Genomic DNA, 24257 nt, shown 5'->3' with positions numbered 1-24257 from the left:
ACGGTTTACGTTGCGGAGCAATTACGGATGTTCTTTTCCCGCCTGCTCGCCCAGCGCAGCGAGGGCCCTGCGCAGGAGCGCGGCACTTTCCTCCCGCTCGTCCGGGCCCATTCTTTCAGGCTCCATATGCATGCGGAAATGGGGACTGTCGGCAACGATCCTGCGGGAGCGTTCGGCCTCGCCCGCAAGCCCCACCACCCGGTAGACGGTGACGGGATAGGCGACGCCCTTGACCCGCAGCGAGCCGATTTCCTCGCATTCCACCTCGTCACGGATATGGGCGTAGGTTTCATAGGAAATATAGATCTCGCCGGCGCCCGCTTCATGCTCAAGGCGCGAGGCGACGTTCACCGCGCCGCCGATGATCGTATAGTCCATGCGGTCTTCGCTGCCGAAATTGCCAACCGTGCAATAGCCGGTGTTGATGCCGATACGGCAGGCAAGCGCTTCGCGAAGACCCTGGTCGTGCCACTCGCCCTGAAGGTCCTGCAGGCGCGCCTGCATGGCGATCGCCATTTTCACGCAGGCGAGCGCATCCTCGCGCACGCCGCGCGTTTCCGGATCGCCGAAGAAAATCATGATCGCGTCGCCGATGTATTTGTCGATCGTCGCCCCGAATTCGAGCGCGACGCGCGACATTTCGGTCAGATACTGGTTGAGGAGGAGGGTGAGATCCTCTGATTCCATCTTGTCTGTCAGTTCGGTGAAGCCGGCGATATCGGAAAAAAGCACCGTCAGCTTCTCGCGCCGGCTTGCAAGCTTCACCTCCTGCTGGCCCGAAAAGATCGATCCATAGACCTGCGGCGAAAGGTATTTGGACAGCTTTACCGAAAGCGCTTCCAACTCGTGGTTCTTGCGAGAGATTTCGTCGGCCGCCTTCTGGCGCTGCTCGGCCAATGCGTTGAGTTCGCGCTCGTTGCGGTCGCTCAGGCGCATCATTCGCCGGGTCGTCTTGAAGAGCTTGCGGTATTCGGAAAGCAGCCTTTCGAAGGCAGCGCGGTTTTCCCCATCATCAGGCGGATTTTCGGCGAGCCGGCTTTCCGCCGCGGCGATAACCTTTTCTTCCCTGGCGAACAGATCGTCGGTCGTCATCGGCGTGGAATGCTCTCGAGGTGAAATGCGGCATGCTGAAGATCTTCGCCGAATTCCTCGCCCAGTTCGTGCATCGTCTCGTCCTGCGGGTCGTAGAACCAGTGGACATCGACGTTCATGCCGGCTTTCGCCGCCTCATCCAGCTTTTCCATCAGCATCATGATCGCCTTGGCGCTACTCGAGTTGAAGTAGATCAGCTCGAAATCGAACCGGCATGAGCCATCCACGCGCCCCTCCAGATAAATATCGAGCGCATCGAACAAGGGTGTGTAGAAGCTCGTCACGTCCTCGGGATAGGATTCTCCACTGATCTTGAGGTGGTGCCTGGCAAAGTCGAACGCAACTGCGGGCGTGCGCGTCGAGGCTGGAATCTCGAGATTTTCCATATCCACCCCCGCTCAGATCTTAGCTTTCAACGCGAAGAAGGCGAGCTTCCCGTCGATATTCATGAAATCGAACTCGATCGGGCTCGAAGCGCGCCTGGCGATCTCGATGAAGCCGATGCCCGCGCCCTTGCTGTTCTCGCCCGGGCCGCTGCGCAGCTGTTCCTTGTAGGCGAATTTCAACTGTTCGCGATTCATCGCCTGAATGGCGGAAAGCCGCTCGCGCATGCGCGGCACGTCGGACGTTCTCACAAGGTTACCGGCATGAACGACGTAGTCCGCCCCTTCCTGCCCGATCGTCAGAATCCCATAGCGCAATTCAGCAGGGTGTTCCTGCGCTTCCGGAATGTCGGGAGGCGGGAGCTGCTCCACCGAATAGCGGATGATGTTTTGCATCTGCTCCACGAAAACGGCAAAAACGCTGCGGATGGTCCGCGTATCCGCATCCTCGATGGCAAGTTTCTTCTTCAGCGCATCGCCCACGCCGCTCAGGACGTTTTCAGTCACATAGCCGCTATAGGCGAAGACTATTCCGCGCTCACGCAAATCCTTTCTCAACCCGTAAAGTTCACTTGCAAGCATTCGCGTACTCCGGGTCGGATATTGCGCGCGTAAACAAGTTGCTGTCCGCAGCGTCGGCCAATTCCAAGCTCGCCGTGCATGAAAGAAAATGATAACATAAAAAACAGTCTAAGACGTGAGGGTCGTAGAAATGAGAATGTTCGCACTCCTCGTCTTCGCTTGGTTGGCGATTTTTCCGGTTAAATCAGAAGAACTCAGCACCGAATTTCAGGTTGAGTTGCAATCAGCAATGTTGCAATTCACTGAATCGATCCTGGTTGACGGCGGATACAGCTATGTCGACACCAAGGAAGGCGTTTTAAAAACCGTTTACCCCGCAAATGTTCATCCCTTTATCGTCACCATGGGGGATGACTATTTCGTCTGCTCGGAGATGATCGACGACGCGGGGAAGTCCATCAATGCCGACTTTCTCGTCCGCCGCATCGATGACCAGTACAAGGTCGTCCAGTTGATCATGGACAACCGCCAGGCCGTTCAGGGCGCGATCTCCAAGCTCGGCAAGTAGGGCCCGTGAAAGTGCCGGCAGCGGGAGTTGCAAGGCTCGTGCGCCGCCGGATATTCTTCAAGTATATCCTGGCGACGATCCTGATTGGCGTCGCGCTCAATTCCCTGATCCTTACCTTCTACTACCAGCAACGACAAGCGGAACAGACCGGCGAGATTGCGGCCGAAATCGCTACGATCTCGAACCGCGTCGCCGGTCCCGCCGCATGGCTCGCGCAGAGGGGCGAACCGGCAGAAGCGCGCGAGCTGCTGTCGATCTTCGCCGCCTTCTACTATGTCATCTGCGCTGACCTGCATATTGCCGCAAACGAGGCGCCGGCCGCTTCATGGCCCGTTATCGGCTGCACGCGCATCCAGAAAACCGGCCGGTCGCTCGAAGTGCCCCTTCCCCTTGTGGGCAAGGATGCTCGAATGCATGTGCGGATCGATCCCGACAAGCTGGCGATGGACCTGCGCAATGAATTTCTCGTGCTGGTGGCGCTCGGCGTTGCAGGCGGCCTTGCGCTGACGCTTGCCGGTGTCGCCGCTTTCCTCTGGTTCATAAACCGCCCCCTCTCTCTCATGCTGGGCGCCATCGAAAGCTTTGAGCGGCACGGGGATCCGCAGAAAGTCGATTACAGGGCAGAGGACGAAATCGGAAAGGTGGTGGCAAGCTACAACATGATGCTTGACCGGGAGGTCGAGCGGGTGAGCGAAATCCGGGAGGCGCACAAGGCCATTCTGGACAGCGTGACATATGCCACCCGCATTCAGCGGGGCTTGCTGCCCACACAGGAACAGATCGCGGCGGCGTTCAGCGAAGCCGCCGTTATCTGGCAGCCGCGCGACCTTGTCGGCGGCGATATCTACTGGATCTTTTCCAGCGGGAAACGAACGACGGTCGCGCTCCTCGACTGCACGGGCCATGGCGTTCCGGGCGGCTTCATGACAATGCTCGCCATTGCCACGCTTGAGCGGATCTTTACCGAAAACGAAAGCCTGACGCCGGGAACGATCCTGACGTTGTTGAGCGACCTGACCCGCGGCCTTCTCAACCAGGATACGAAAGAGGCCTCGTCGAACGACGGCATGGATGCCGCGATCTGCCAGATCGATGCCGCGACCGGCAAGGCGGTATTCGCCGGTGCGCGGCTTTCCCTTCTGCATTTGAAGGACGGAAAGGTGGAGCGCATAAAGGGCGACAGAATAAGCCTCGGATATCCGGACACTCGCAAATCGCCGCGCTTTACCGAAACCGCTCTTGAGATCGGCGAGAATTCCTCGCTTTTCATGTTGAGCGACGGCCTGACTGACCAGATCGGCGGAAAAAAGCGCATCGCATTCGGCTACAGGCGGACGATGAAGCTGATAGAAACCCACGCCACGCAAAGCCTGCGGGAAATCCTGAACACGCTCGAATCCCGGCTGAACGATTATTCGCGCAACGAACCCCGTCTCGACGATCTGACGGTCGTGGCCTTCCGCCCGCATTCGGCATCGAATGCCTGATGCGCGAAAGAACGAAATCCTTTCGTGCCAACCGCACGTTTCCCCATGCCGACTGTCATTGACGCTTCCTCGCACAATCGATAGAAGCCACGGGATCATGCCGGATTTTTCTTCAGATGGTCCGGGCTGGCCAAAACGATGTTCGAAAGGCCGCTTCCGAAGCCGGGGCGATAGCCCACCCGGATGTCATCGGCGCCGATGCAAACCCTGCGCGCGTAGCGTTTCCTGAAAGCGAAAGACGATGCCCCTCATCGAAGGTGCCCACCCGGCGCTCGCAAGAGCGCTCGAAAAGCGCGGTTATTCCGAGCTTACGCCGATTCAGACCGCGGTCCTGGAGTTGGAGACCCCCGAGGCTGATCTGCTCGTCTCCGCGCAAACGGGATCGGGCAAGACGGTTGCCTTCGGCCTCGCGATCGCTCCAACCCTGCTCGGGCAGGAAGAGCGCTTTTCCGGCGCCGGAGAGCCGTCGGCGCTGGCCATCGCACCGACCCGCGAGCTGGCGCTTCAGGTCGCGCGCGAGTTCGAATGGCTTTACGGAGAAACGGGCGTCAGGATTGCCACCTGTGTGGGCGGCATGGACATGCGCAAGGAGCGGCGCGCGCTGTCGCAAGGCGCACATATCGTCGTCGGCACACCGGGGCGCCTGCGCGATCACGTCGAGCGTGGCTATCTGGATCTCTCCGCACTGCGCGTCGTCGTTCTGGACGAGGCCGACGAGATGCTCGACCTCGGCTTTCGCGAAGACCTTGAATTCATCCTCGACGCGGCCCCTGAAAGCCGCCGGACGCTTTTGTTTTCCGCGACCGTCCCGCGCCCGATCGTGCAGCTTGCCAAGCGCTTCCAGAAGGATGCACTCAGGCTTTCGACGATCGAGGAGCGCGCGCCGCATGGCGATATCGACTATCGCGCCTATCCGGTCGCGCCGGCGGATCGCGAGAACGCCATCGTCAACGTGCTGCGCTTCCACGAAGCGGATAGCGCCATTGTTTTCTGCGCGACGCGCGAGGCGGTAAAGCATCTTTCCGCACGGCTTTCCAATCGCGGTTTTTCCGTCGTCGCGCTGTCGGGAGAGCTGAGCCAGAGCGAACGCACCCACGCTCTGCAGGCGATGCGCGACCGGCGCGCCCGCATCTGCGTCGCGACCGATGTCGCGGCAAGGGGGCTCGATCTGCCGAACCTCGACCTGGTGATCCACGCCGACTTGCCGACAGGGCGCGAAGCGCTCCTGCACAGGAGCGGGCGCACTGGGCGGGCGGGGCGCAAGGGCGTGAGCGCCGTGATCGTGCCCTATACCCGGCGGCGCGCGGCGGAACGGCTGCTCGGCAGCGCGGGCGTGGAGGTGAATTGGGCACAGACCCCCACGGCGGACGATATCCGCATTCGCGACAGGGAGCGGATTCTCGACGATCCCTCGCTGACAGGAGAAGCGGGCGAAGAGGATGTCTCTCTCGCAGAAGAGTTATTGGAACGGCACGGCGCAACGAAAATTGCATCCGCCTACCTGCGCCTGCTTCAGGCGCGCTACCCGGCACCGGAAGACCTTATCGAGGCCGTTCCCGCCAGGCGGGAAGAAGGCGAGCGCCGTGCTGGCAAGGATCGGCCGGACAGAGCCGGCGGACGGGAGTTGAAGCGGGAGGGTGCGCCGCGCCAGCCGAATTTCGAGGGCGGCGTCTGGTTCCGCATCTCGCTTGGCCGCAAGCACCGCGCCGACCCGCGCTGGCTGTTGCCGATGATTTGCCGCGCCGGGCATGTGACCAAGCGCGAGGTCGGCACGATCCGCATCAACGAGGCGGATACGCGGGTGGAGATTTCGCCCGAGGCCGCGGACCGCTTCTGGCAGACCATCGTCGTAAACGGCACGGGCGAAAAGAACGTGAAAATCACGCTTTCCGACGAGGGCGAGCACGCCCCTTCCCGCGGTCGCTCCGGATACGGAAAGCCGAAAGATCGAAAGCCGTACGGGGAGAAGAAAACCTCCGGAAAACCTCCCGCGAAGAAATTCAAGGCCAAGTCCCGCGGCAAGAAGCCCGCCGGCGATTGATTCTGACGGTCAACCGATGGCTGCCGCTTCCTTCTCGTGTCGGAAGCGGGCCGTGGCTTCATCGCTTTGGTAGTGCGGCAGGCAGTCGACCGCTTTTTTGGTCAGATCCATGACGGAGCGGAGAATGAAGTCCGCCGTTTCGTCATCGATCAGATAGCCGAAGTTGAGCCGGCACCAGCCTGGCTTTTCGATTTCGCGGCCCGAAAGGATCGACGCGCGCATCACGTCCGATGCCTCACGCCCTATGCCGAGCAGGCGGTGAGCGTAAGGTCCGGCGCAGGCGCAGCCGCCGCGCGCCTGAATGCCGTAAAAATCGCTCAACATGCGCGTCGCAAGCTGCTGATGGATCGGCCGGCCGTTTTCATCGAACAGGCGAATGGAAAAGATCGGCAGGCGGTCGCGCCGGTTCGACGCCAGTATCTCTATGCACGGATGGCCGTTCCACGCGGTGAACGCTCGTTTCGTCAGTTCACGATCGCGCCGGGCGATGAAGTCCTCGCCCACGGCATCCTTCACGATGAAGGCCAGCGCCGCCCTGATATCGCCGATGACATTGGGCGTGCCGGCTTCCTCGCGCGCGGCAAGCGAAGCTGCGTAGTCATGCCCCCAGGGGGACACGAAGGAAATGGTGCCGCCGCCCGGCCATGTCGGGCGCGACCGACCCACCGCGTTGTTGCGCACGATCAGCACCCCCGAAGCGCCCGGCCCGCCGGGAAACTTGTGCGGCGAAAGAAACACGGCGTCTTTCTCAAGACCTTCGCCGGGGTTCATGTCGATAGGCAGATACGGCCCGCCGCCCGCATAATCCCAGACGGCGAGCGCACCGTAGCGCTTCAGGAGCGCGGTGACGGCGTCCACATCCGTCTTGATGCCGGTGACGTTTGAGGCGGCGGAAAACGCACCGACCACAAGGCGCTCCGCCGGCTGGCGGACGAGCATGAGTTCAAGTTCGACCAGATCCGGCCCGCCGCACTCCGCTTCCGGGATCTCGATGACCTCGGCGCCGGATTCCCGCCATGGGAGGATATTCGAATGGTGTTCGTAAGGGCCGATCAAAACGAGCGGGCGGATCGCCCGGGAGTTGTCGAGCGCCAGCAACGAGACGAGGCGGTTGACGGCACTCGTCGCACCCGCCCCGGTGAAGATCACCGTCTCATCGGGTCCTGTGTTGACGGCTTTTGCGATAACGCTGCGAGCTTCAGCTCTCAGCGCCGTCATCCGCGCCCCGCAGAAAGAAGCCTCGGTATGGCTATTGGCGTAATAAGGCAGCACATGCTCGGCTATGAAATCTTCGACGGGCCGCAGAGCTCGTCCCGACGCCGTATAATCCGCATAAACAAGGGGATGTTCGCCGAAAGGGCCCGGCACGGGCACGCCTTCGCCGATAAGGCCGCCACGCAGCCTTGCCATGATGTCGTCACCGCGAAGTGAGCGCCGAAAGCCTGCAAGATCCATTTTCTCACCGTTTCCTTGTCGAACCGGTGTGGATAAATATGCGAGAGTGCGTGAGATTTGTTTTATGATTTCCGGTAATTTCTATAATTTCATGCAATTTTGTTCGGGAGAAATGAGGAATGTTCGATCAATTTAACAGGGCAATCTTGCGCCTGCTGCAAAGGGACGGTTCGCTCACGCAGCGCGAAATCGCAGAGAAGGTGAACCTTTCCGCCAATGCCTGCTGGAACCGCGTCCAGGCGCTGAAACGCGACGGCATTATCCTCGGCCAGACCACGCGCCTCGACCGGGGCAAGCTTGGTCTCGGTCTCGTTGTCTTCGTCATGGTAAGGACGCGCCATCACTCCATAGACTGGCTGAAGGAATTCCGCCGGCACGTCTCCTCCATCCCGGAGGTGATCGACTTCTACAGGATCGGCGGCGATTACGATTATCTCCTGAAGGTCGTGGCGGCGGATATGGCCGGCTACGACGCGGTCTACCGACGCCTGATTTCCGGCGTGGAACTGGACTCCGTCACATCCTACTTCGCGATGGAAGCAATCGAGGAACAGCGTCCCTTCCCGATCGATTGAACCGTACGTCACTCGCGCCGCGTCTCAGCTTTCCGGCAGACCCTCGACGTAGTACCAGCGCCCGCCCTTCTTGCGGAACAGGCTAAGCTCGCGGTGCTCATGCATATCGCCACCGGAAAAAAAACGGGCCATGAAAAGCACCGTTCCCCTTGCGTCGTCCTTTCCCCCGGCTTCCGTCTTCAGAACGGAAAGCCCCACCCACGCGCTCTCCGACGCCCAGCGCTCGGCCGCCTGCCTGTCGAAATGGCGCCGCTTCGCCGGCCAGAGCGTTTCTTCGATGTAGTCCATCGCCTGGCGCACATAGGCCGAATAGCGCGAGCGCATCAGCTCTTCCGCCGTTTCGGGTACGCTCACGCCCGAATGGAACCCGCCGCAGCAAGCGTCATAGTCGCGTTTGGAACCGCAGGGGCAGGGATCAGGCATATCTGACGTTTCCGATTTGCTATCATGGCACTATGTGAAAGATTGAGTATCGGTTCGCGGGCAAGCGGGGCAAGATGCGGGCAGCCACTTTCAACCTGGAATCCTTCGGCTCCGACAAGCTGGAACCGGAAGACCTTGCCCCGCGCGTCGCCGTTCTGCGTCCGCAACTCGAAGCGCTCGAAGCCGATATCCTCTGCCTTCAGGAAGTGAATGCCCAACACGTGGACGGGCAGGACACACGCGCCTTCGCCGCGCTCGATGCGCTTTTGAAAGGCACACGCTACGAAACATTTCACAAGGCCTTCAGCATGCGCGCCGACGGAAAGGGCCCGGCCGACCGTCACAGCCTCGCCGTCGTGTCGCGTTACCCCCTGGAAGCGCCGCAATCGATCTGGTGGCAAAGGGTCGCGCCCCCGCTCTGGCGCCCTCGCCACGCCGACCCGCCGATTGCCGAGCCGGAACCCTTCACCTTCGACAGGCCGATCCTGCAGACGGCCGCGCATCTGCCCGACGGGCGGAAGCTGCATCTTTTTACCGTCCATCTGCGCGCGCCGATCGCGGCCCCCATTCCGGGCGGCAAGGCAAGCGCCCATGCCTGGAACGCAACCGGCACGTGGGCGGAAGGCTTGTTCCTGGCTTCGATGAAACGCATCGCCCAGGCGCTGGAACTGAGGCTTGCGATCGATGCGGTTTTCGACGCCGAGGACGAACCGCTGATTTTTGCCGCCGGAGATTTCAACGCCGGCGGGGTCGAGCCGGCGCTCAGGATCGTTACCGCCGATCCGGAGGAAACCGGCAGCGCGCCGCTCGAAGCGCGCCATATGCGCCTTCTCGACCGCGAGATCGACGAAAGCCTGCGCCACAGCGTGCTCCATCACGGGCACGGGCGGATGCTCGATCATGTCCTGGCAAGTCCGAAAATGGCGGAAACCGCGGGAGCGGTGCGCGTGCTCAACGCGCGGCTTGAGGATGAAGCGGACAGCGAGAGCACGGCAGGGTCCTACCACGCGCCAGTCGTTGCCGAATTCGACCTGGATTCTGGCAACTCCTGATTTCAGGCAAGGACGCGCCGCAGGAAGGCCGCGCCAAGTTGCGTGCCTGCGGGGTCTATGCCGTGGCCCAACCCTTCGATGCCGTGGCTTGAAACCTCGAATCCCGCTTCTTCGAGGGCCGCTTGCGCATTAATGCGGTGCCAGGGCGGGACGACATCGTCTTCCTCACCGTGGACCAGCAGGATCGGCGGCCTTCTGACGGCTTCTTCCGCTACGAATTCCGGCCCCGCCAACAGTCCCGAATAGGCTGCGATCCCCGCAAGGCGGTTCTTGCGGCGAAGTCCGGCATGGAGCGCCATCATCGCGCCTTGCGAAAAGCCGACGAGCGCGGTCTCGGCTTCGCTCAAGGCGTGGCGGGCAAGTTCGGCATCGATGAATTCGTCGAGCACGGGTCTGGCCGCCACCACGCCGCGCCAGTATTCCGAAGGGTCGCGCATCGTGAGGGGAAACCATTGCCGCCCCGCCGCCCAGATATCGCAGACGTCCGGCGCATTCGGCGCGACGAATGCCGTTTCGGGAAGGGCTTCCGCCCAGGCGCGGCCCAGCTCGATCAGGTCGGCACCGTCCGCGCCGTAGCCATGCAGGATGATGACAAGCCGTTTCGCGGGCTCGCCGGAAAGCGGGGAAAGGCGCGGTCCGTCCAGCATGTGATCTCCATTTCGGCCCGGTCATCGACGTAAGACAGAAACCGGAAACCACCTTTGTAGCGTCCTTTGAACCGACACTCGACCCCGATCCGAACCCGTCATAACATGACCCCCAATCAAAACGCGGCAAGGGCGTGACCATGCAGAAGATCCAGACACAGGGCGTGCACCATATCACGCTGAACGGGGCGGACCGGCAAACGTCTATCGACTTCTGGGAAGGCGTGCTCGGCATGCCCTTCGTCTTCGAGCAGCCCAATCTCGACGACCACGATGTGAACCACCTCTATTTCGATCCGGGCGACGGGCGGCTTATCACCGTTTTCACCGATGAAGCGCGCAAGAAGGATGCCTCCCCCAATCCAAATGCGCCGGGCACGGTGCATCACATCGCATTCTCGGTGTCGCGCGCCACCTTCACGCAGGTAGAAAAGCGGCTTGAAGAACGCGGCATCCCCAACTCCGGCCACAAGGATCGGGGCTTCATGGATTCGATCTATTTCCGCGATCCGCTCGGCCATCTCATCGAACTCGCCTCCTACAAGTTCGAGCCGCCGGTGGGCTTCACCCACGCTCAGGTGCTTCTGGAGGCGCATCGCATCCGCGTGGCACGCGGCGACATGGCGATTTCGGATGTGCATCTGGCGGACGCGATCGAAGATCTCGTCAAGCGCTCGCAGGACTCGCTGTCGGACGACCGGGGGCCGAAACAGCCCTATTGAGCCGACTCAAGCTCGGCCGGCGTTGCAGCCTTCAGCCTTTGCCGGTCGCTTTCGTGGACCAGCATCTCTTGCGCGCGTTTCGCCGCTTCCCATGCGTGCAGGCGCACCTCGCGGCACACGTCCTGGTCGCCGGTCGCATCAAGCGCCGCGAATGTGCGCTGTAGCTTGAGCCCCACCTCGATAAAAGCCGCTCCGTCACGCGAAATCGCCATGAACGCATCGTCGAACAGGGCCGACACCGAAACATTCGGCGCGAACACCCGGTCGAACTTCGGTTTTGGCCTTTCCCCGTTCCTTCGCCTCGCCCAATCGCTCAACAGGCGCGTGATGCTGCCGATCACGGCAATCGCGGTGCCGGGATCGTTCACGGAGGGAGATAAAGCCCGGCTTGAAATCTCCGAAAGCACGATGAAGCCGAAGCGTGGATCGGCGGCGAAAGTCCGCTCGTTTCCCGTGATGAACGCCTCTCCGACAGCATCCGTGCCGGGCGTATTTTCCATCTCCTTGTTGAAGCGGACAAAAGCGGCCGGACGCTCGCGAGTCATGAAAGTTCCCGGCAGGCTCGCGACTGTGACCGTGGCATCATGCTTTTCCGCGAATTCCTGCAGGGCCGGCATGTCAATCATCTGGACGAAACCTATCCGCTCGATGGTGACCGGCTCGCCCGGATAGGCGCGTTCATCCGGCGGCACCCCGCCGAGGTTCGGGTTGCCGCCCCAAAAATCGAGCGCGGCTCGGGTTGCCGCCTCCACCTTCTGGATCGTGTGGCCCATGCGGCCAAGGCGCGCGATACGATCCACCCAGCGGATGAAGGTCAGCACCACCCAGGCGAACAGGCCAAGCGTCATGAGAAAAAGCACGAACAGGCCGGAACGCTCGTAAAAGCCGGTTTTCACGGCAATCACGCCGACGACCGAGAAAATGAACGCGCCGATAAAGCTCGAAAGCGCGGTCTTGGACACGTCATCCGCCACCACCACGGAAAAGGCCCTCGGGGTTGCCGAGGTACTTGCCGAGGCATAGGCCGCGACCATGGAAGAAACCGCGAAGGTCGCCACCGCCAGCATGGAAGTGGAAAGGATTGTAAGCAGTTTCTCGACCATCTCCGGCTCGACGTAAGGTGTCGGCCACTCCGCGCCCTTGAGATCGGCGAAACGGGCAAGAAGCACACAGGCAACCGCAGACAGGCAATAGGCAAGTGGCCTGACCCAGAGCCGTTCCTTCAACCGGGTGACATAGAACCAGGTTTCGGTAAGAAGCGATTCCAGCCAGTTTTCCGTCATCACGCATGGCTCCGTCAGGGTCAAAAACCTGCTTCGCGGCCATTATGCATGATTATACGGGCAGCGTTTCCCGGCCTTGCCGCAGTACCCGATAATAGGCCCAGAACAGCCGGGCCGCGACGCCGCGCCATGGGGCCCATTGCCCGGCGATCTCGTCAAGCGCATCCGGCTTCGGCCGGTCTTCCATGCCGAAGGCGTCGCGAACGGCGTTTTGAAGCGCGACATCGCCGCTCGGGAAAATATCCGGATGGCCCGCGCAGAAAAGCAAGTAGATATCCGCCGTCCAGCGGCCCACGCCCTTGATCTCGCAAAGGGCGGCGTGGGCTTCCTCCGGCGGGCGGGAGGCAAGTTCCGCAAGATCGAGGCCCCCGTTTATGGCACCCGCGATCGCCCGCATTGTGCGGATCTTCGGTCGCGAGAGACCGGCCTTGGCCAGTTCCTCATCGGTGATGCCGGCAAGCGTGACCGCCTCGAACGGCGCCACAAGTTGCTCCACGCGCGAAAAGATCGCATTGCCGCTGGCAACCGACACCTGCTGGGAAACGACGATATTCACGAGCCCCGCGAAATCGGGCGTGCGCCTCCTGAGCGGCACTTCGCCCGCCATCTCAACGACAGGCACGAGACGCGGGTCAGCCTGCTTCAGGTGCTCGATCCCCTCGGCGATGACTTCAAGCGAATCGATCGGCTTCAAATGGCGTCCTTTCCGTTCATCCACTGCATTGATAGAAGAAGGAACCTTCACCATCCCTCTTCGCGCATCAAGCCCCATGCCCACCTCCTCCCGCCCTATTTACCGCTTTGCGCCCTCGCCAAACGGGCATCTGCATCTCGGCCATGCGCTGTCGGGTTTGCTCAACTTCGAAGCGGCGCGGCATACGGGCGGCCGTTTCCTCTTGCGGATCGAAGATATCGACATCGTCCGCTGCACGCAGGAACTCACCCGCGAGATGCTGGAGGATCTTTCCTGGCTCGGCCTTTCGTGGGAAGAACCCGTTCGACGCCAGTCGGAGAATTTCAACGATTACCGCGCTACCCTCGCCCGGCTCGACGATATGGGGCTTCTTTATCGCGGCTATCTCACACGAAGCGAGATCAAGGCGCATGTCGCAGCCAGTGAGGCGCGCGGCAAGCCCTGGCCGCGCGATCCGGACGGCGTACCGCTTTATCCAGGCGACCGGGCCGTACTGGACGCTGCGGAAATTGAGGCGCGCAGGCGCTGCGATGCGCCCTTTGCGCTTCGCCTCCACATGAAAAAGGCACTGGCGCGCATGGGCAGGCCGTTGACATGGCGGGAGGAGGGAAGCGGGCCTCACGGCGAAAACGGCCTGCTTGCCGCCGCCCCCGCGCTTTGGGGCGATGTCGTGCTCGCGCGCAAGGACACGCCCACGAGCTATCACCTCTCCGTCGTCGTCGACGATGCCTTGCAGGGCATCACCCAAGTCATGCGGGGGCAGGATCTTTTCTTCGCGACCGCCGTTCACCGCCTGTTGCAGGCGCTTCTGGATCTGCCGGAGCCGGTCTATCACCATCACCGGCTGATTCTCGGGCCGGACGGCCGCAAGCTTTCCAAGTCCTCGCGCGACACAGCCCTTCGCGAGCTTCGCGCCGCCGGCCACACGCCTGCGGAAATCCGGGCGATGGTCGGTCTTCGGTGATTGCTGCTTACAGGCCGAGGAAAGCCATCCAGAGGCCTGTCGTAAAGACGGCCGCCGCCGTCGTGAAGGTGATGGAGTTGGCCGACATCGCATGCCCGGTGCCATAGCGACTTGCGAAGAGAAACGCGTTTATGCCTGTCGGGCAGCAGGCTGTGAGAGTGGCCACGGAGACCCAGAGCGGCGGCAGGCCGACCGCATAGCGCGCCATGACATAGACAACCGCCGGCATCACGAAAGCCTTTAGCATGCTGAGGATGATCGCCGGCCCCACGTTGCCGCGCACGCCGTAGCGCACCATGCTCATGCCGAGCGAAAAAAGCGCCATGGGCAGCGCCGCAGCGCCGATCTGGTCGAGGATGATCTTGAAAAGGCCGCCGACCGGAAACCCCGCGACCTGCCAGAATGCGCCGGCGAGAATGCCGACCACAATCGGGTTGGTGATGAGGTTGTTCAGCACCGTCCTGAGGATTTCGGCAAGGGGGCGCCCTTTCTCCGTTCCGTCGACGACCGCCGCACGCTCCATCACGATCGCGCAGACGATCGTCAGGAGCGGCAGGTGAATGGAAATCAGCACAAAGAGCGGCACCAGCCCCGGCTCGCCGAAGACGGCGGTAACCAGCGGAATGCCGACCATGACCGTGTTTGCGAAGGCCGCGCTGATGCCGGCAATCACGCCGGCGCGCGCCTCCCGCCCGAACGCCTTTCGCACAATCAGCGTCCCGAGCGCCCAGACCACGGCGACGCCGGTGAAATAGGAGAACCAGAACCCCCAGGGCGAAACCCCGCCGAGCGAGCTTGTGGCAAGCGTCTTGAAGATGAGGACAGGGATCGCGATCACGAAGACGAACTGGCCGAGCGCATCGCCGATCTTCGCGTCCAGAAGCCCGACCCGCGCGGACCCGTAGCCGATCCCGATCAGCGCGAAGACCGGCAGCACAACCGTCAGAATTTGTGTGATCATTGGCGCTAATTCGCACGAAGGCGCAACGCAATCAAGGGATCGAGGTCCGGAAGTGCGATACTTGCTTGATTCCGGAAGCCTCCTCGCCGATAGCTGGAAGATACATATGGGCGCCGCGCAATCTTCCCTTCGCGGCGTGGAACGCAGGCGAGGCCGGTGAGCGACAGGAAACCGACGGACAAACGCCCGCACGAAGAAGAGCGCGACCGGCAGGCCGCCCTCGTTCACGACCTGCGCACGCCGCTTTCCGCCATGCGGACGGCAACCGAGGTTGCGATGCGCGAACCATTGAGCGACACGCAGGCGCAAGCACTCGGCACCGTTCTGGAAGCCATCGACGCTTTGCTGGCGATGACAACGAACCTACTCGACACCGCAAGGGCGAACGCCCTTGAGCGGTCGGACGGAGAAGCGCCGACGATCCACGCTGTGCTGAGCGGGGTCGGCGGGCTTTTCGCCACGGCGGCGAGGGAAAAGGGGCTTGAGTTTTGCCTTGATATAGATGACGCGCTGGCCGGCTATCGCGTCGCCGATCCGGCCTCCTTGCGCAGGATCGCGTCTGCTCTTGCGGAAAACGCCGTCAAATATACCGACGCCGGATCGGTCGGCTTCAAGGGGAAGGCGGTTGCCGAGGCCTCATCCCGGCACCTCATATTGGACGTCGAAGACAGCGGCGGCGGATTTTCCGACGTTGGCCGGAGCAAACTCTTCAAGCCATATCGACGCGGCGAAGGCGCGAACGGCGAAAACGCCGGCACCGGGCTCGGCCTCTGGAACGCCCGTCATCTCGCGGCAGGCGCGGGCGGGAGCCTTGAGCTTGTGCATACATCCACCTCAGGAAGCTGTTTCCGCCTCACACTCCCGATCATGGAGACCGAACGGCCTTCCTATCGTGGCGACAAGTCGGAAAAAATCGCTTCGGCGGCATCGGGTGTCCTGCCGAAACGCGTGCTCATCGTCGATGATAATGAGACGCACCGGCGGCTCCTCGTCACGATGCTTCATGCCTTCGGGGTCGATGCCGCGATGGCGGCAAGCGGGGAGGAAGCGCTCGCCCGCTTCGAAGCGGCGGTCGAGCACATGCCTTTCGACGCCGCTCTGATAGACCTGACCATGCCGGGAATGGACGGATTTCAGACACTTGAGGCATTGCGCAAGGAAGAAGGCGGCGGCGGCCTGCCCGCGATCGCCATTACCGCGGCATCCAATCCCGACCGTCAGGCGCTTTTGGCCAGCGGCTTCCATAGCGTCATGGAGAAGCCCATCGATCCCGCATCGCTCCATGCGGCGCTCGAAAAGGTCCATGCGGATATAAATCCCGGCGATTGAATAGCTGCGGTCCCGCTCCGGTCCGTCAGATTCGCGCGGCCCGCGTCGCCTCGATCGCCTTCCTCAGGTATTCGTCGCGGTCGTAGACGTCGGCGTAATAGCCCATGCCGCCGTCGGCTTCCGGCCAGGCGGTGAAATAGGCCACATGAACGGGAATGTCGCGGGTCACGCGGTCGTTGTCGTTCCTGCCCTGGGCGATGCGCGAGGCGATATAGTCGATGGGCTTGCCGAGCACGGCGGCGGCCATGGCGCGCGGATCCTCAAGGCGCACGCAACCGTGACTAAAGGCGCGGGCGTCCTTCTTGAAAAGCCGCTTGGCTGGCGTGTCGTGCATGTAGATCGCATGCCTGTTGGGGAAGAGGATCTTCAGTTCGCCCAAAGCGTTGTCGCTTCCCGGACGCTGGCGCACGTTGATCGGCTGCTGCTTCCTGGCAACCGCATACCAGTCGACGGAGGCTGAAGAAACCTGCTGGCCCGAAACCGTCGACACCTCATAGCCGATCCTGTCGAGATAGGACGGGTCCTGCGCGAGCTTCGGCAGCATCTCGTTGACGATGATCGAATAGGGCACGCCCCAATAGGGGTTGTATTCCACCGTTTCGATCTTGTCGGAGAAGAAATACGTCTGGTTCGATTTCTGGCCGACGACGACGCGCATGGAAAGCGGCTCGCGTTCCTCGTCCACATAGGTGGCCATGAAGGCCGGCTGGTTGATGAAGACGTAGCGCGGGCCGAAGTCGCGCGGAAGCCAGCGCAGCCGCTCCATCGCGAGCTTCACCTTCTCGATCTTGTCGGCGTTGGAAATGCCCTCGAGCGCACGGATCGTATTCTTGCCGATGATGCCGTCGGCGGTCAGTCCGTTTTCGGCCTGGAAATCCTTGAGCAGCGCCACGAGTTCGGGCGCATAGTCTTCGCCCCCGTCATAGGCGGCAAGCGTGTCGGCATGCGCGGCCCTGAGGTTGTCCGATCCCTTGAGGCCGATCGCGGCGATAACGTTCTTGAGTTCTGCGCTGCTGCCGCCGGGCCGCAGGAACGTGCCTTCGGCGATTTCAACGCGCTCGGCCTCATCGGCCTCCTTCAAGCTCGCCAGCGCCCGCTTCAGTCGGACGAACTGCTCGTTCGATGGATTGCGACCTTCCAGATACTCCGAAATGTTTTCCGCGGCTGCGATGCTGCCCATGACGAGCTTGAGGTCGATCTCCTTGCGCGGCAGATCGTGATAGCCGGAGATGCGGTTCGGGTCGATGCGCCCGCGCGCAGCGTCCAGCGCATAGGTGAGCGCGGCTGCCGAAAGTTCCATTTCGAAACGCATGAGTTCGGCCTGGCGCGCGGCATCGTCAGCTGTGCCGTCAAGGGCCGGAAATTCCACGCGATAGTCCGCGGGATCGAGGCCGACCTGCGCCGCCTCGCTCATCGTGTTGATCGCCCCGACCGCTTTTTGGCCGATCTGCCCGTCGTCAAGCCAGACAAAGGCCGGATGCGTCGCGTAGAAGGCCTCGATCGCCTCGATCACTTCCGGCAACGCCCGCACCTGCGTCTGCTCCAGCACCGCACGCGCATCCAGGAAGGCTGGATCAGCCTTGAAATCCTCTGCCGGTACCGGCGCCTGCACGTCCACCCTTGCCTTTGTCACCGATGCCGCGCCCTCCGGCGCACCGGGGCGATCCTCCGCCCGCGCTTCCTCTTCCACCCGCTCTTGCAGGGCTTGGGCGTAGGCGTCGAGTTCGCGGCCGAGCTTCGCGAGGCTTGCCGTCTTCAGCGTGTCGGGCTTGTAGGTGTAATAGCGCGGGCCGCTGACACGGACCTTCGGGATTTCACGGCGCACCGGCTCGGCTTCCCGGCGCTGGCCGTTGTCGTAATGTTTCGGATTAAACAGGCGGTCCAGGAAGCCTTGCGCGTCCGCCGGCGCCGATGAGGCCAGCAACGCGCCGACAGCGGCCACGCATGCAATCGCTGAAACGGAATATCTCATTATCGAAGACATCGTCGGTCCTTCGCTGCCCGTCGAATAGAAATCGCCTGCCCGAATGCTCGCCGCCCGCGCGCTGCCTGCCCCCGGGCCGGCCCGCATTCAGGCGGAATCACCCGTGGATTCGCTCACCTTATTTTAAATCTGGGGCGAATCGCATCCCTCGCCAGTAAGGTAAAGCGGATGTTTTATGTTTTTAACCCCTGTTGCCTTAAGGCACCGTTGACGTTCGCGCATTCCACCTCAACTCCGGCTCGCGAAGATGAGCTTCACGGCGAACCCGCCGATCACTGTGGCGAAAAGCCAGTCGAAGGCCCGCATGATCCTGGGCGAGCGTCGCAAGGCGTTCGAAAACGCATCCGCGCCAACCACCATCGCCCCGCATATGGGGATCGAGACGGCCACGAAATAAAGACCGAGGAATATCAGCTTGCTGGCCGCGTCGGGGTCGCTCGCCTCCACGAACTGAGGCAGAAAAGTCAGGAAGAAGAGCGCGATCTTCGGATTGAGCAGGTTGACGAGGAGGCCCGTCATGAAGACGCGCGACATGGACCTGCGCTGCGCATTCTCCTTGGATACCGTGAGCGCCGAACCGTGCCGGATCGTGTCAACAGCGAGCCAGACGAGATAAAGCGCGCCGACAAGCTTGACGACGAAAAAGGCCGATGCCGAAGCCGCTATCAGCGCCGACAGGCCGAAGGCGACCAGCATCGTATGCACGACGCTTCCCGCGAGTGCACCTGCCATCGACATGAAGCCCGCCCCCCTGCCTTGCGAAAGCGCGCGGCTCACGAAAAGCGTCATGTCCGGGCCCGGCGTGACCGCCAGCACCACGCAGGCAAGGGAAAACGCGAGCAGAACAGGCGTATCAGGCACGAAATTCATGGCGAACCCATTCGGAATTGCGCGTGCAATCTACTCTTTCGCGCGGTTAAGGGCGACAGGTTTATCCGGCACGGCGATGCGCCCATTCCAGCGCGTCCTCCAGACGGTCGTTGCCCCAGAAGAGCTCGCCGTCGGGCGTGACGAAGCCTGGCGCGCCGAAAATGCCGAGACGCTTGGCCTCCTCCACCTCCGCCCTGAGGGCGGCTTTCACCTCGCCCGTTTCGATGCGCTCCATGATATCCCGCGCCGGCGCCCCGATATCGACCAGAACGGAGGCGAGAAACGCCGGATCGGAAATATCCTGTCGTTGCCCGAACTCGGCTGTGTAGACGGCCCGCACGAAACCGCCGATCCACTCACCCCCCCTAAGGCACCATGCGATGCGCGCCGCCTTGATGCCGTTTTGGGGAAACGGTTCGGGGCGCGACAAGGGCAGCGACAGGAGTTCGCACTGGCGTTCCATATCGCGCCACATGTAGGCCCCCTTGGCGGGCTGGATGTTGAAGGGCGAGGTCGACCATCCGAGTTCCGCGAAAATCGGGCCGAGCAGAAACGGGCGCCAGTCGATATCGACGCCGCGCTTGGCCGCAAGCGTCTCGATGCGCATCGCGCTGAGGTAGCTGTAGGTCGAAGCGAATTCGAACCAGAAGGAGATTGCGGGCCTGGTCATGATCGGGTCCTGCTAAAAGACGCGGCATATCGGCCATTGGACGCGCCCGTCAATTGGGTTAGGTGATGGGCTCATGAATAAGGCCGGAATGGCGCTTAAAACGGCAACGAGATGCAGAACAGCTTCATCAAAAGCCCATGGGCAGGAACGGTCAAGGCGGCGGCGCGCCACCCGGTGCTGGCGACGCTCGCCTATATCGCGCTCGTATCCGCGTTCTTCCTCCTGTTCCCGGGGGTGGACCGCTGGGCCTCCGGCCTTTTTTATTCAGGCGACGAGGGATTCCGGGCAAAGGATACCGCTTTTCTCGTCGAGCTGCGCCATCTCGGACCTCATCTGGTCAAGCTCATTGCCGTCGCCAGCCTCGCGGTTCTGGCCTTGAAGCTCGCCTTTCCCGATCGCAAATCCGTCGTGCCCTTGCGCGCCCCGCTATTTCTCATCTCGACGCTCATTCTCGCGCCCGGCATCGTCGTCAACGCGATCCTGAAGAACAACTGGGGCCGGCCGCGCCCGCGCAACGTCGATTTCTTCGGCGGCGACCTTCCCTACGTTCCAGTCTGGCATGTGACGGACCATTGCGACACCAACTGCTCGTTCGTTTCGGGTGAGGCGTCCTCCAGCATCTGGCTCCTGTCGCTGGCATTTCTCGCGCCGAAAACCTGGCGGCTTCCGGTAACCGCCGCCGTGCTCGTCCTTGCGGCGGCACTTTCGCTCAATCGCGTCGCCTTCGGCGGGCATTTCCTTTCCGATACGCTGCTTTCCTGGGGCATCACATTCCTGATCCTGCTGATCGTCCACCGGGTCTTCTACGTGCAGCCGCCGGCTTTCCTTTCCGAGGCAGCACTCGAATGCGGCTTCTCGCGCGCCGGCCGGGCGCTTAAGCGCAATCTTGCGAAGGCCGCAAACGGGCTTCGCTCCGGCTTGGCACGTTGGGCAGGGATGTTCGGAAAGGAATAAGCGCCACAGGTTTCCCGCGACGCACGATTCATCACCAGTCTCCCGCGTCAGTCCTTCGTCGACAGGATCTTCTCGATCTCCGAAGGCGGATGGCCGGTCAGGGTCTTGTCGACTTCGGCCACGACACGGCTCAGGACTTCCTTGTGGAACGCCTTGCGCAAGTCTCCCAGCGTCATGGGCGGCGCCGCCACCACCAGCTTGGAAAAGCGCCCCTTGTGCGCGGCCTTATAGAGCGCATCGGCGATTTCCTTGGCGAAACGGTGCTTTTCCAGCCTGTGCCAGTCGGTCGTCTCGACGGCGCTCTTGTGCTCGCTCGGCCCGTCGTTGAAACGCCCCGGCGCATCCGTCCCCTGTTCGCGCGTCGCGGGGTTTTCATGTTCGAGCATCTGCACCACCTGCAGGTTCGGGTAGTCGGCGTCGCCCTCGTTTCGGAAGACAAGCGCCTTCTCGCCGTCGCCGACGAGCACCCATGCATCATGGTCGATACGCACACCGCTCATGTCATGTCCTCCTGATCCTGACTGTTTCAATCTCGAGCCCGGAATTCAGCCTACCCTGCCGCAAAGCCGCCGCGCGCTCGAATTTCGTCGATCAGCGCAAGCGACCCGTCCCGAACCATCCGGTAAACGCTCGCGAAACCGTCGTTCCCGCCGTAGTAGGGGTCGGGCACATCGCTTGCGAGAAACCGGCGAAGCTCGGCTTTTGCGTTTGCCGGCCTCAACCGTTCGAGATCGGTCAGGTTGGAGCCGTCCATGGCGAGGATCAGCTCGAAGCGGGAAAAATCATCCGCTTTCACCTGCCGCGCGCGCAGACCCGCTATATCGATGCCGTTCAGGCGGGCGATATCGATCGAGCGCGGATCGGGCGGCTTGCCGATGTGCCATGCGCCCGTGCCCGCGGAATCGGCCACGACGCCGCGCCCAAGTCCCGCGGCCTTGGCCTCGTGCCGGAATATTCCTTCAGCCAGCGGCGAACGGCAGATGTTGCCAAGGCAGACGAACAGAACCGAGTACATTGAAGCGATGGCCTTCCTCCCCAGGGGCGGAGCATCCGCTGGCATGCGCACCCCGCCTCGTTATTTCATTTGGGGTTGGTATTATGCAGACGCAACGGGAGAAAGCGAATGGCCGACTTGCTGGACCGGGAAAGCCGTAAACGCGCACTTGCCGAATTGAAGGGCTGGTCGCTCGCCGAAAGGCGGGACGCCATCACAAGGACGTTCGAGTTCAAGACCTTCGTCGAGGCCTTCGGCTTCATGACCAGGGTCGCCCTGAAGGCGGAGAAGATGAACCACCATCCCGAGTGGTCGAACGTCTACGGGCGGGTCGAAATAACATTGTCGACCCATGACGCGGGCGGTTTGACCGAACTCGATGTGAAGCTCGCGAAAGCGATCGACAGGCTGGCCGGCGAATAGGGTCTGGACCCGATCAGCCTTTTTCGATCACGAAACGTGACAGCTCACCTTCCACCTCCTGGGAAAGAAGGCGGTGCCCGGCTTCATTGCAGAAATGGGGGATGTCGATCGTCGCCAGAGGGTCGGTCGCTTCGATCGAGACCCTTGCGCCGCTTGCAAGACGGGACATGGCCTTGCGTGCTTTCAGGACCGGCAGCGGGCATTTCAGCCCTTTCAGATCGAGATGCAAATCGCTTTCGCTCAACATGAACCCCATTGCAGACGGTGCGCACGCTAGGTGATGGACCCATTAACAAGGCTGAAATGGTATGCGCGAATTTATTCGGATGCCGGAGGGCTTTCCACGAAAGCGTCCCAAGCTGCTATATAGGTCAAAATCGCCATATTCGAAAAGACCTTGAATAAGGGTCTGGACCCATAAAATTGATGCAAATGGCACCTGAAACGGCAAAGAGATGCGAGAAGAAGGGCGCGGAGCGGGTCGGCCACCCGGTCAAGCCCTTCGACGCGGCAGATCGAAGCCGTTTCGGTGTCTGGAAGATATGGCCGATTTGGCCGGCTGCCTTGTCGCAAGATCTTGAAAGCCTGCCTGGTTTCTTGCGCTCTTGCTCCTCGTATCCGCCTCAAATCGGCTCATACCATTTCCGTCAATTTTATGCGTCCAGACCCTAACCGGAGACCACCCTATGAGTGTTAGCTTTCCCTCCCCTGTCGATATTCTGGATTTCTGGTGGCGGGCAGGCCCGTCGAAGTGGTTCGCCAGGAACGAGAGTTTCGACACGGAAATCCGCACGCGTTTTTCCGGTGCGGTGGAGGCGGGCCTCAACGGCGATCTCGACGATTGGGCGAATGCGCCGCATTCCGCGCTGGCGCTCATCATCCTGCTCGACCAGTTCCCCCGGAACATCTTTCGCGGCTCGCCGCGCGCCTTTGCGGGCGACGCCAAGGCACTGGAAATCGCAAAGCGCAGCGTCGAAGCCGGCTTCGACCGGGCGTTTCCCAGGGAGGCACGAACCTTCTTCTATCTGCCGTTCGAACATGCGGAGGACATGGCCGCGCAGGAACGTTCGGTTGATCTCTTCCGCCGTAACGGCCGGGAAAACGAGCAGCTTTATTCGCTCATCCATATGGATGTGATCCGCCGCTTCGGCCGTTTTCCCCACCGAAATGAAGTCCTTGGCCGCGAAACGACGGAAGCCGAAGCCGCCTATCTCGCGGACGGCGGCTTTTCGGCCTGATCCGGGTTCTCCGTCGGATCCAATCGGAGATGGTGGACTGAGCTCGCCACGGCGCTCACCGTCACGGTGGCGGTGGCCGCCTGGAACACATGGAGCCACGCATGCTCTCCGGAAATCCGGCGAGGCCGCATTGAAGAAATCGCCAAGCGGTTTTGGCGGTCGCTTGTACCTTAGAGCATGCCCCTTGCCTGCAACATCCGGTTCTGCTCCTTCGGCTCTTGCGTGATCGAACGCTAAGTAAACATGCAATTGACGTATAGTTGCCCATTTTATAATCAATATCGTATTTTTAATTTGCTTAATTTTTAATCACTCCATACTCTAACAGACACCCTTTTCCACTGTTCATGCCGGCCTTGCTGCACTGCAAGATAGCACCTTGAGATTCCACGACGAATCCGGCTGAAAACTTCTCTAACTCCCCTGATTTCGCCCACGTTTCCCGAGTTGGCACGGTCCTTGAAATAACGCATGGGCATCGGCCTTTCCCGCCGCTTCCGGCGGCCGGGTTGACCTCAGCCGGGCCGCAACAGGCATCGGCATGGAAATCGAAGAAGAGGATCGGGAAGCGAGCATGAAAATAGTGATGGCTATCATCAAGCCGTTCAAGCTCGACGAGGTGCGCGACGCCCTCACGAGCATCGGCGTCCAGGGCATCACCGTCACCGAGGTGAAGGGCTACGGGCGCCAGAAGGGACATACCGAAATTTATCGCGGCACCGAATACGCGGTGAGCTTCCTGCCGAAGCTCAAGATCGAGGTCGCCGTACCGTCGGAGACCGCCGACAAGGTCGTGGAGGCGATCGCGTCCGCCGCCAAGACCGGCCAGATCGGCGACGGAAAGATCTTCGTCTTCCAGATCGACCAGGCGCTGCGCATCCGCACCGGCGAATCCGACGCCGAAGCGCTTTAACCGCGCGGCGACC

The 24257-nt window shown here is 61.7% G+C and carries 26 protein-coding genes and 1 pseudogene; 12 read left to right on the top strand and 15 right to left on the bottom strand.

The window, feature by feature from the left end; genetic code table 11:
- Positions 1-21: 21 nt before the first annotated feature.
- The 3 genes and pseudogenes from HPQ64_RS05245 to HPQ64_RS05235 form a co-directional block, all read right to left on the bottom strand.
- A pseudogene (locus tag HPQ64_RS05245) lies at positions 22-882 on the bottom strand (adenylate/guanylate cyclase domain-containing protein); the annotation flags it as partial.
- Positions 883-1088: 206 nt separating this feature from the next.
- Positions 1089-1478: a DUF1987 domain-containing protein gene (locus HPQ64_RS05240; RefSeq protein WP_172887285.1), complete on the bottom strand. Its 390-nt coding sequence runs from the start codon at positions 1476-1478 to the stop codon at positions 1089-1091.
- A 12-nt stretch (positions 1479-1490) separates the two neighbouring features.
- On the bottom strand, positions 1491-2057 hold the full coding sequence (locus tag HPQ64_RS05235) for a SiaB family protein kinase (RefSeq protein WP_172887284.1): 567 nt from the start codon (positions 2055-2057) through the stop codon (positions 1491-1493).
- Positions 2058-2193: 136 nt separating this feature from the next.
- On the opposite strand from HPQ64_RS05235, the gene HPQ64_RS05230 reads away from it, so the two are divergent.
- From HPQ64_RS05230 to HPQ64_RS05220, 3 genes are all read left to right on the top strand, one after another.
- Positions 2194-2565, top strand: coding sequence for a hypothetical protein (locus tag HPQ64_RS05230; protein ID WP_172887283.1), 372 nt, complete (start codon positions 2194-2196; stop codon positions 2563-2565).
- A 5-nt stretch (positions 2566-2570) separates the two neighbouring features.
- Complete coding sequence (locus HPQ64_RS20695) at positions 2571-4052, top strand: SpoIIE family protein phosphatase (protein WP_172887282.1); 1482 nt, start codon at positions 2571-2573, stop codon at positions 4050-4052.
- Positions 4053-4293: 241 nt separating this feature from the next.
- A complete protein-coding gene (locus HPQ64_RS05220; RefSeq protein ID WP_172887281.1) occupies positions 4294-6093 on the top strand; it encodes a DEAD/DEAH box helicase in 1800 nt (599 codons plus the stop codon).
- 9 nt (positions 6094-6102) lie between these two features.
- Here the strand turns inward: HPQ64_RS05220 and HPQ64_RS05215 are convergent, their stop codons facing one another.
- The gene (locus HPQ64_RS05215) at positions 6103-7548 is read right to left on the bottom strand and encodes an aminotransferase class V-fold PLP-dependent enzyme (RefSeq protein WP_172887280.1); all 1446 of its coding nucleotides are present in this window, start codon (positions 7546-7548) and stop codon (positions 6103-6105) included.
- Positions 7549-7667: 119 nt separating this feature from the next.
- On the opposite strand from HPQ64_RS05215, the gene HPQ64_RS05210 reads away from it, so the two are divergent.
- Positions 7668-8123, top strand: a complete 456-nt coding sequence (locus HPQ64_RS05210; protein ID WP_172887279.1) for an Lrp/AsnC family transcriptional regulator — start codon at positions 7668-7670, stop codon at positions 8121-8123.
- Between the two features lie 24 nt (positions 8124-8147).
- Here HPQ64_RS05210 and HPQ64_RS05205 read toward each other — a convergent pair whose 3' ends face one another.
- Complete coding sequence (locus tag HPQ64_RS05205; protein ID WP_172887278.1) at positions 8148-8546, bottom strand: YchJ family protein; 399 nt, start codon at positions 8544-8546, stop codon at positions 8148-8150.
- A 74-nt stretch (positions 8547-8620) separates the two neighbouring features.
- Between HPQ64_RS05205 and HPQ64_RS05200 the strand changes: the two genes are divergently transcribed.
- Positions 8621-9598 carry an endonuclease/exonuclease/phosphatase family protein gene (locus HPQ64_RS05200; RefSeq protein WP_172887277.1) on the top strand — a complete coding sequence of 326 codons (978 nt, stop codon included), beginning with the start codon at positions 8621-8623 and terminating at the stop codon, positions 9596-9598.
- Between the two features lie 2 nt (positions 9599-9600).
- Here HPQ64_RS05200 and HPQ64_RS05195 read toward each other — a convergent pair whose 3' ends face one another.
- A complete protein-coding gene (locus HPQ64_RS05195; RefSeq protein ID WP_172887276.1) occupies positions 9601-10245 on the bottom strand; it encodes an alpha/beta hydrolase in 645 nt (214 codons plus the stop codon).
- 140 nt (positions 10246-10385) lie between these two features.
- On the opposite strand from HPQ64_RS05195, the gene HPQ64_RS05190 reads away from it, so the two are divergent.
- Positions 10386-10967 (top strand): VOC family protein, encoded by a 582-nt coding sequence (locus HPQ64_RS05190; protein WP_172888519.1) that lies wholly within the window; start codon positions 10386-10388, stop codon positions 10965-10967.
- Here the strand turns inward: HPQ64_RS05190 and HPQ64_RS05185 are convergent.
- Together HPQ64_RS05185 and HPQ64_RS05180 are read right to left on the bottom strand one after the other, a co-directional pair.
- Positions 10961-12250 carry a DUF2254 domain-containing protein gene (locus HPQ64_RS05185; protein ID WP_172887275.1) on the bottom strand — a complete coding sequence of 430 codons (1290 nt, stop codon included), beginning with the start codon at positions 12248-12250 and terminating at the stop codon, positions 10961-10963. The two genes, HPQ64_RS05190 and HPQ64_RS05185, sit on opposite strands and share 7 nt — an antisense overlap.
- 52 nt (positions 12251-12302) lie before the next feature.
- On the bottom strand, positions 12303-12998 hold the full coding sequence (locus HPQ64_RS05180; RefSeq protein WP_172888518.1) for a DNA-3-methyladenine glycosylase family protein: 696 nt from the start codon (positions 12996-12998) through the stop codon (positions 12303-12305).
- Between the two features lie 22 nt (positions 12999-13020).
- Here HPQ64_RS05180 and gluQRS point away from each other — a divergent pair, with 22 nt between their 5' ends.
- Positions 13021-13908 carry a tRNA glutamyl-Q(34) synthetase GluQRS gene (gene gluQRS / locus HPQ64_RS05175; protein WP_172887274.1) on the top strand — a complete coding sequence of 296 codons (888 nt, stop codon included), beginning with the start codon at positions 13021-13023 and terminating at the stop codon, positions 13906-13908.
- A 7-nt stretch (positions 13909-13915) separates the two neighbouring features.
- On the opposite strand, the gene HPQ64_RS05170 is transcribed toward gluQRS, so the two are convergent.
- Positions 13916-14869: an AEC family transporter gene (locus HPQ64_RS05170; protein WP_172887273.1), complete on the bottom strand. Its 954-nt coding sequence runs from the start codon at positions 14867-14869 to the stop codon at positions 13916-13918.
- 156 nt (positions 14870-15025) lie between these two features.
- Between HPQ64_RS05170 and HPQ64_RS05165 the strand changes: the two genes are divergently transcribed.
- Positions 15026-16198: a response regulator gene (locus HPQ64_RS05165; protein WP_172887272.1), complete on the top strand. Its 1173-nt coding sequence runs from the start codon at positions 15026-15028 to the stop codon at positions 16196-16198.
- A gap of 25 nt (positions 16199-16223) precedes the next feature.
- Here the strand turns inward: HPQ64_RS05165 and HPQ64_RS05160 are convergent, their stop codons facing one another.
- From HPQ64_RS05160 to HPQ64_RS05150, 3 genes are all read right to left on the bottom strand, one after another.
- Positions 16224-18182 (bottom strand): L,D-transpeptidase family protein, encoded by a 1959-nt coding sequence (locus HPQ64_RS05160; RefSeq protein ID WP_172887271.1) that lies wholly within the window; start codon positions 18180-18182, stop codon positions 16224-16226.
- Between the two features lie 228 nt (positions 18183-18410).
- A complete protein-coding gene (locus HPQ64_RS05155) occupies positions 18411-19052 on the bottom strand; it encodes a LysE family translocator (RefSeq protein ID WP_172887270.1) in 642 nt (213 codons plus the stop codon).
- 61 nt (positions 19053-19113) lie between these two features.
- A complete protein-coding gene (locus HPQ64_RS05150) occupies positions 19114-19722 on the bottom strand; it encodes a 2-hydroxychromene-2-carboxylate isomerase (RefSeq protein ID WP_172887269.1) in 609 nt (202 codons plus the stop codon).
- A 111-nt stretch (positions 19723-19833) separates the two neighbouring features.
- Here HPQ64_RS05150 and HPQ64_RS05145 point away from each other — a divergent pair, with 111 nt between their 5' ends.
- Positions 19834-20676 (top strand): phosphatase PAP2 family protein, encoded by an 843-nt coding sequence (locus HPQ64_RS05145; protein ID WP_172887268.1) that lies wholly within the window; start codon positions 19834-19836, stop codon positions 20674-20676.
- A gap of 47 nt (positions 20677-20723) precedes the next feature.
- On the opposite strand, the gene HPQ64_RS05140 is transcribed toward HPQ64_RS05145, so the two are convergent.
- Complete coding sequence (locus HPQ64_RS05140; RefSeq protein ID WP_172887267.1) at positions 20724-21176, bottom strand: baeRF12 domain-containing protein; 453 nt, start codon at positions 21174-21176, stop codon at positions 20724-20726.
- A gap of 50 nt (positions 21177-21226) precedes the next feature.
- Positions 21227-21691 carry a low molecular weight protein-tyrosine-phosphatase gene (locus HPQ64_RS05135; RefSeq protein WP_172887266.1) on the bottom strand — a complete coding sequence of 155 codons (465 nt, stop codon included), beginning with the start codon at positions 21689-21691 and terminating at the stop codon, positions 21227-21229.
- A 75-nt stretch (positions 21692-21766) separates the two neighbouring features.
- Here HPQ64_RS05135 and HPQ64_RS05130 point away from each other — a divergent pair, with 75 nt between their 5' ends.
- On the top strand, positions 21767-22093 hold the full coding sequence (locus HPQ64_RS05130) for a 4a-hydroxytetrahydrobiopterin dehydratase (RefSeq protein WP_281358279.1): 327 nt from the start codon (positions 21767-21769) through the stop codon (positions 22091-22093).
- 13 nt (positions 22094-22106) lie between these two features.
- Here the strand turns inward: HPQ64_RS05130 and HPQ64_RS05125 are convergent, their stop codons facing one another.
- The gene (locus tag HPQ64_RS05125; RefSeq protein WP_172887264.1) at positions 22107-22340 is read right to left on the bottom strand and encodes a sulfurtransferase TusA family protein; all 234 of its coding nucleotides are present in this window, start codon (positions 22338-22340) and stop codon (positions 22107-22109) included.
- A 439-nt stretch (positions 22341-22779) separates the two neighbouring features.
- On the opposite strand from HPQ64_RS05125, the gene HPQ64_RS05120 reads away from it, so the two are divergent.
- Together HPQ64_RS05120 and HPQ64_RS05115 are read left to right on the top strand one after the other, a co-directional pair.
- Positions 22780-23331, top strand: a complete 552-nt coding sequence (locus HPQ64_RS05120) for a DUF924 family protein (RefSeq protein WP_172887263.1) — start codon at positions 22780-22782, stop codon at positions 23329-23331.
- Positions 23332-23905: 574 nt separating this feature from the next.
- A complete protein-coding gene (locus HPQ64_RS05115) occupies positions 23906-24244 on the top strand; it encodes a P-II family nitrogen regulator (protein WP_172887262.1) in 339 nt (112 codons plus the stop codon).
- Positions 24245-24257: the final 13 nt, after the last annotated feature.

This window comes from Hongsoonwoonella zoysiae (assembly GCF_013266695.1).
GTDB lineage: Bacteria > Pseudomonadota > Alphaproteobacteria > Rhizobiales > Stappiaceae > Hongsoonwoonella > Hongsoonwoonella zoysiae.
This window is presented reverse-complemented; position numbering and strand designations above follow the sequence as displayed.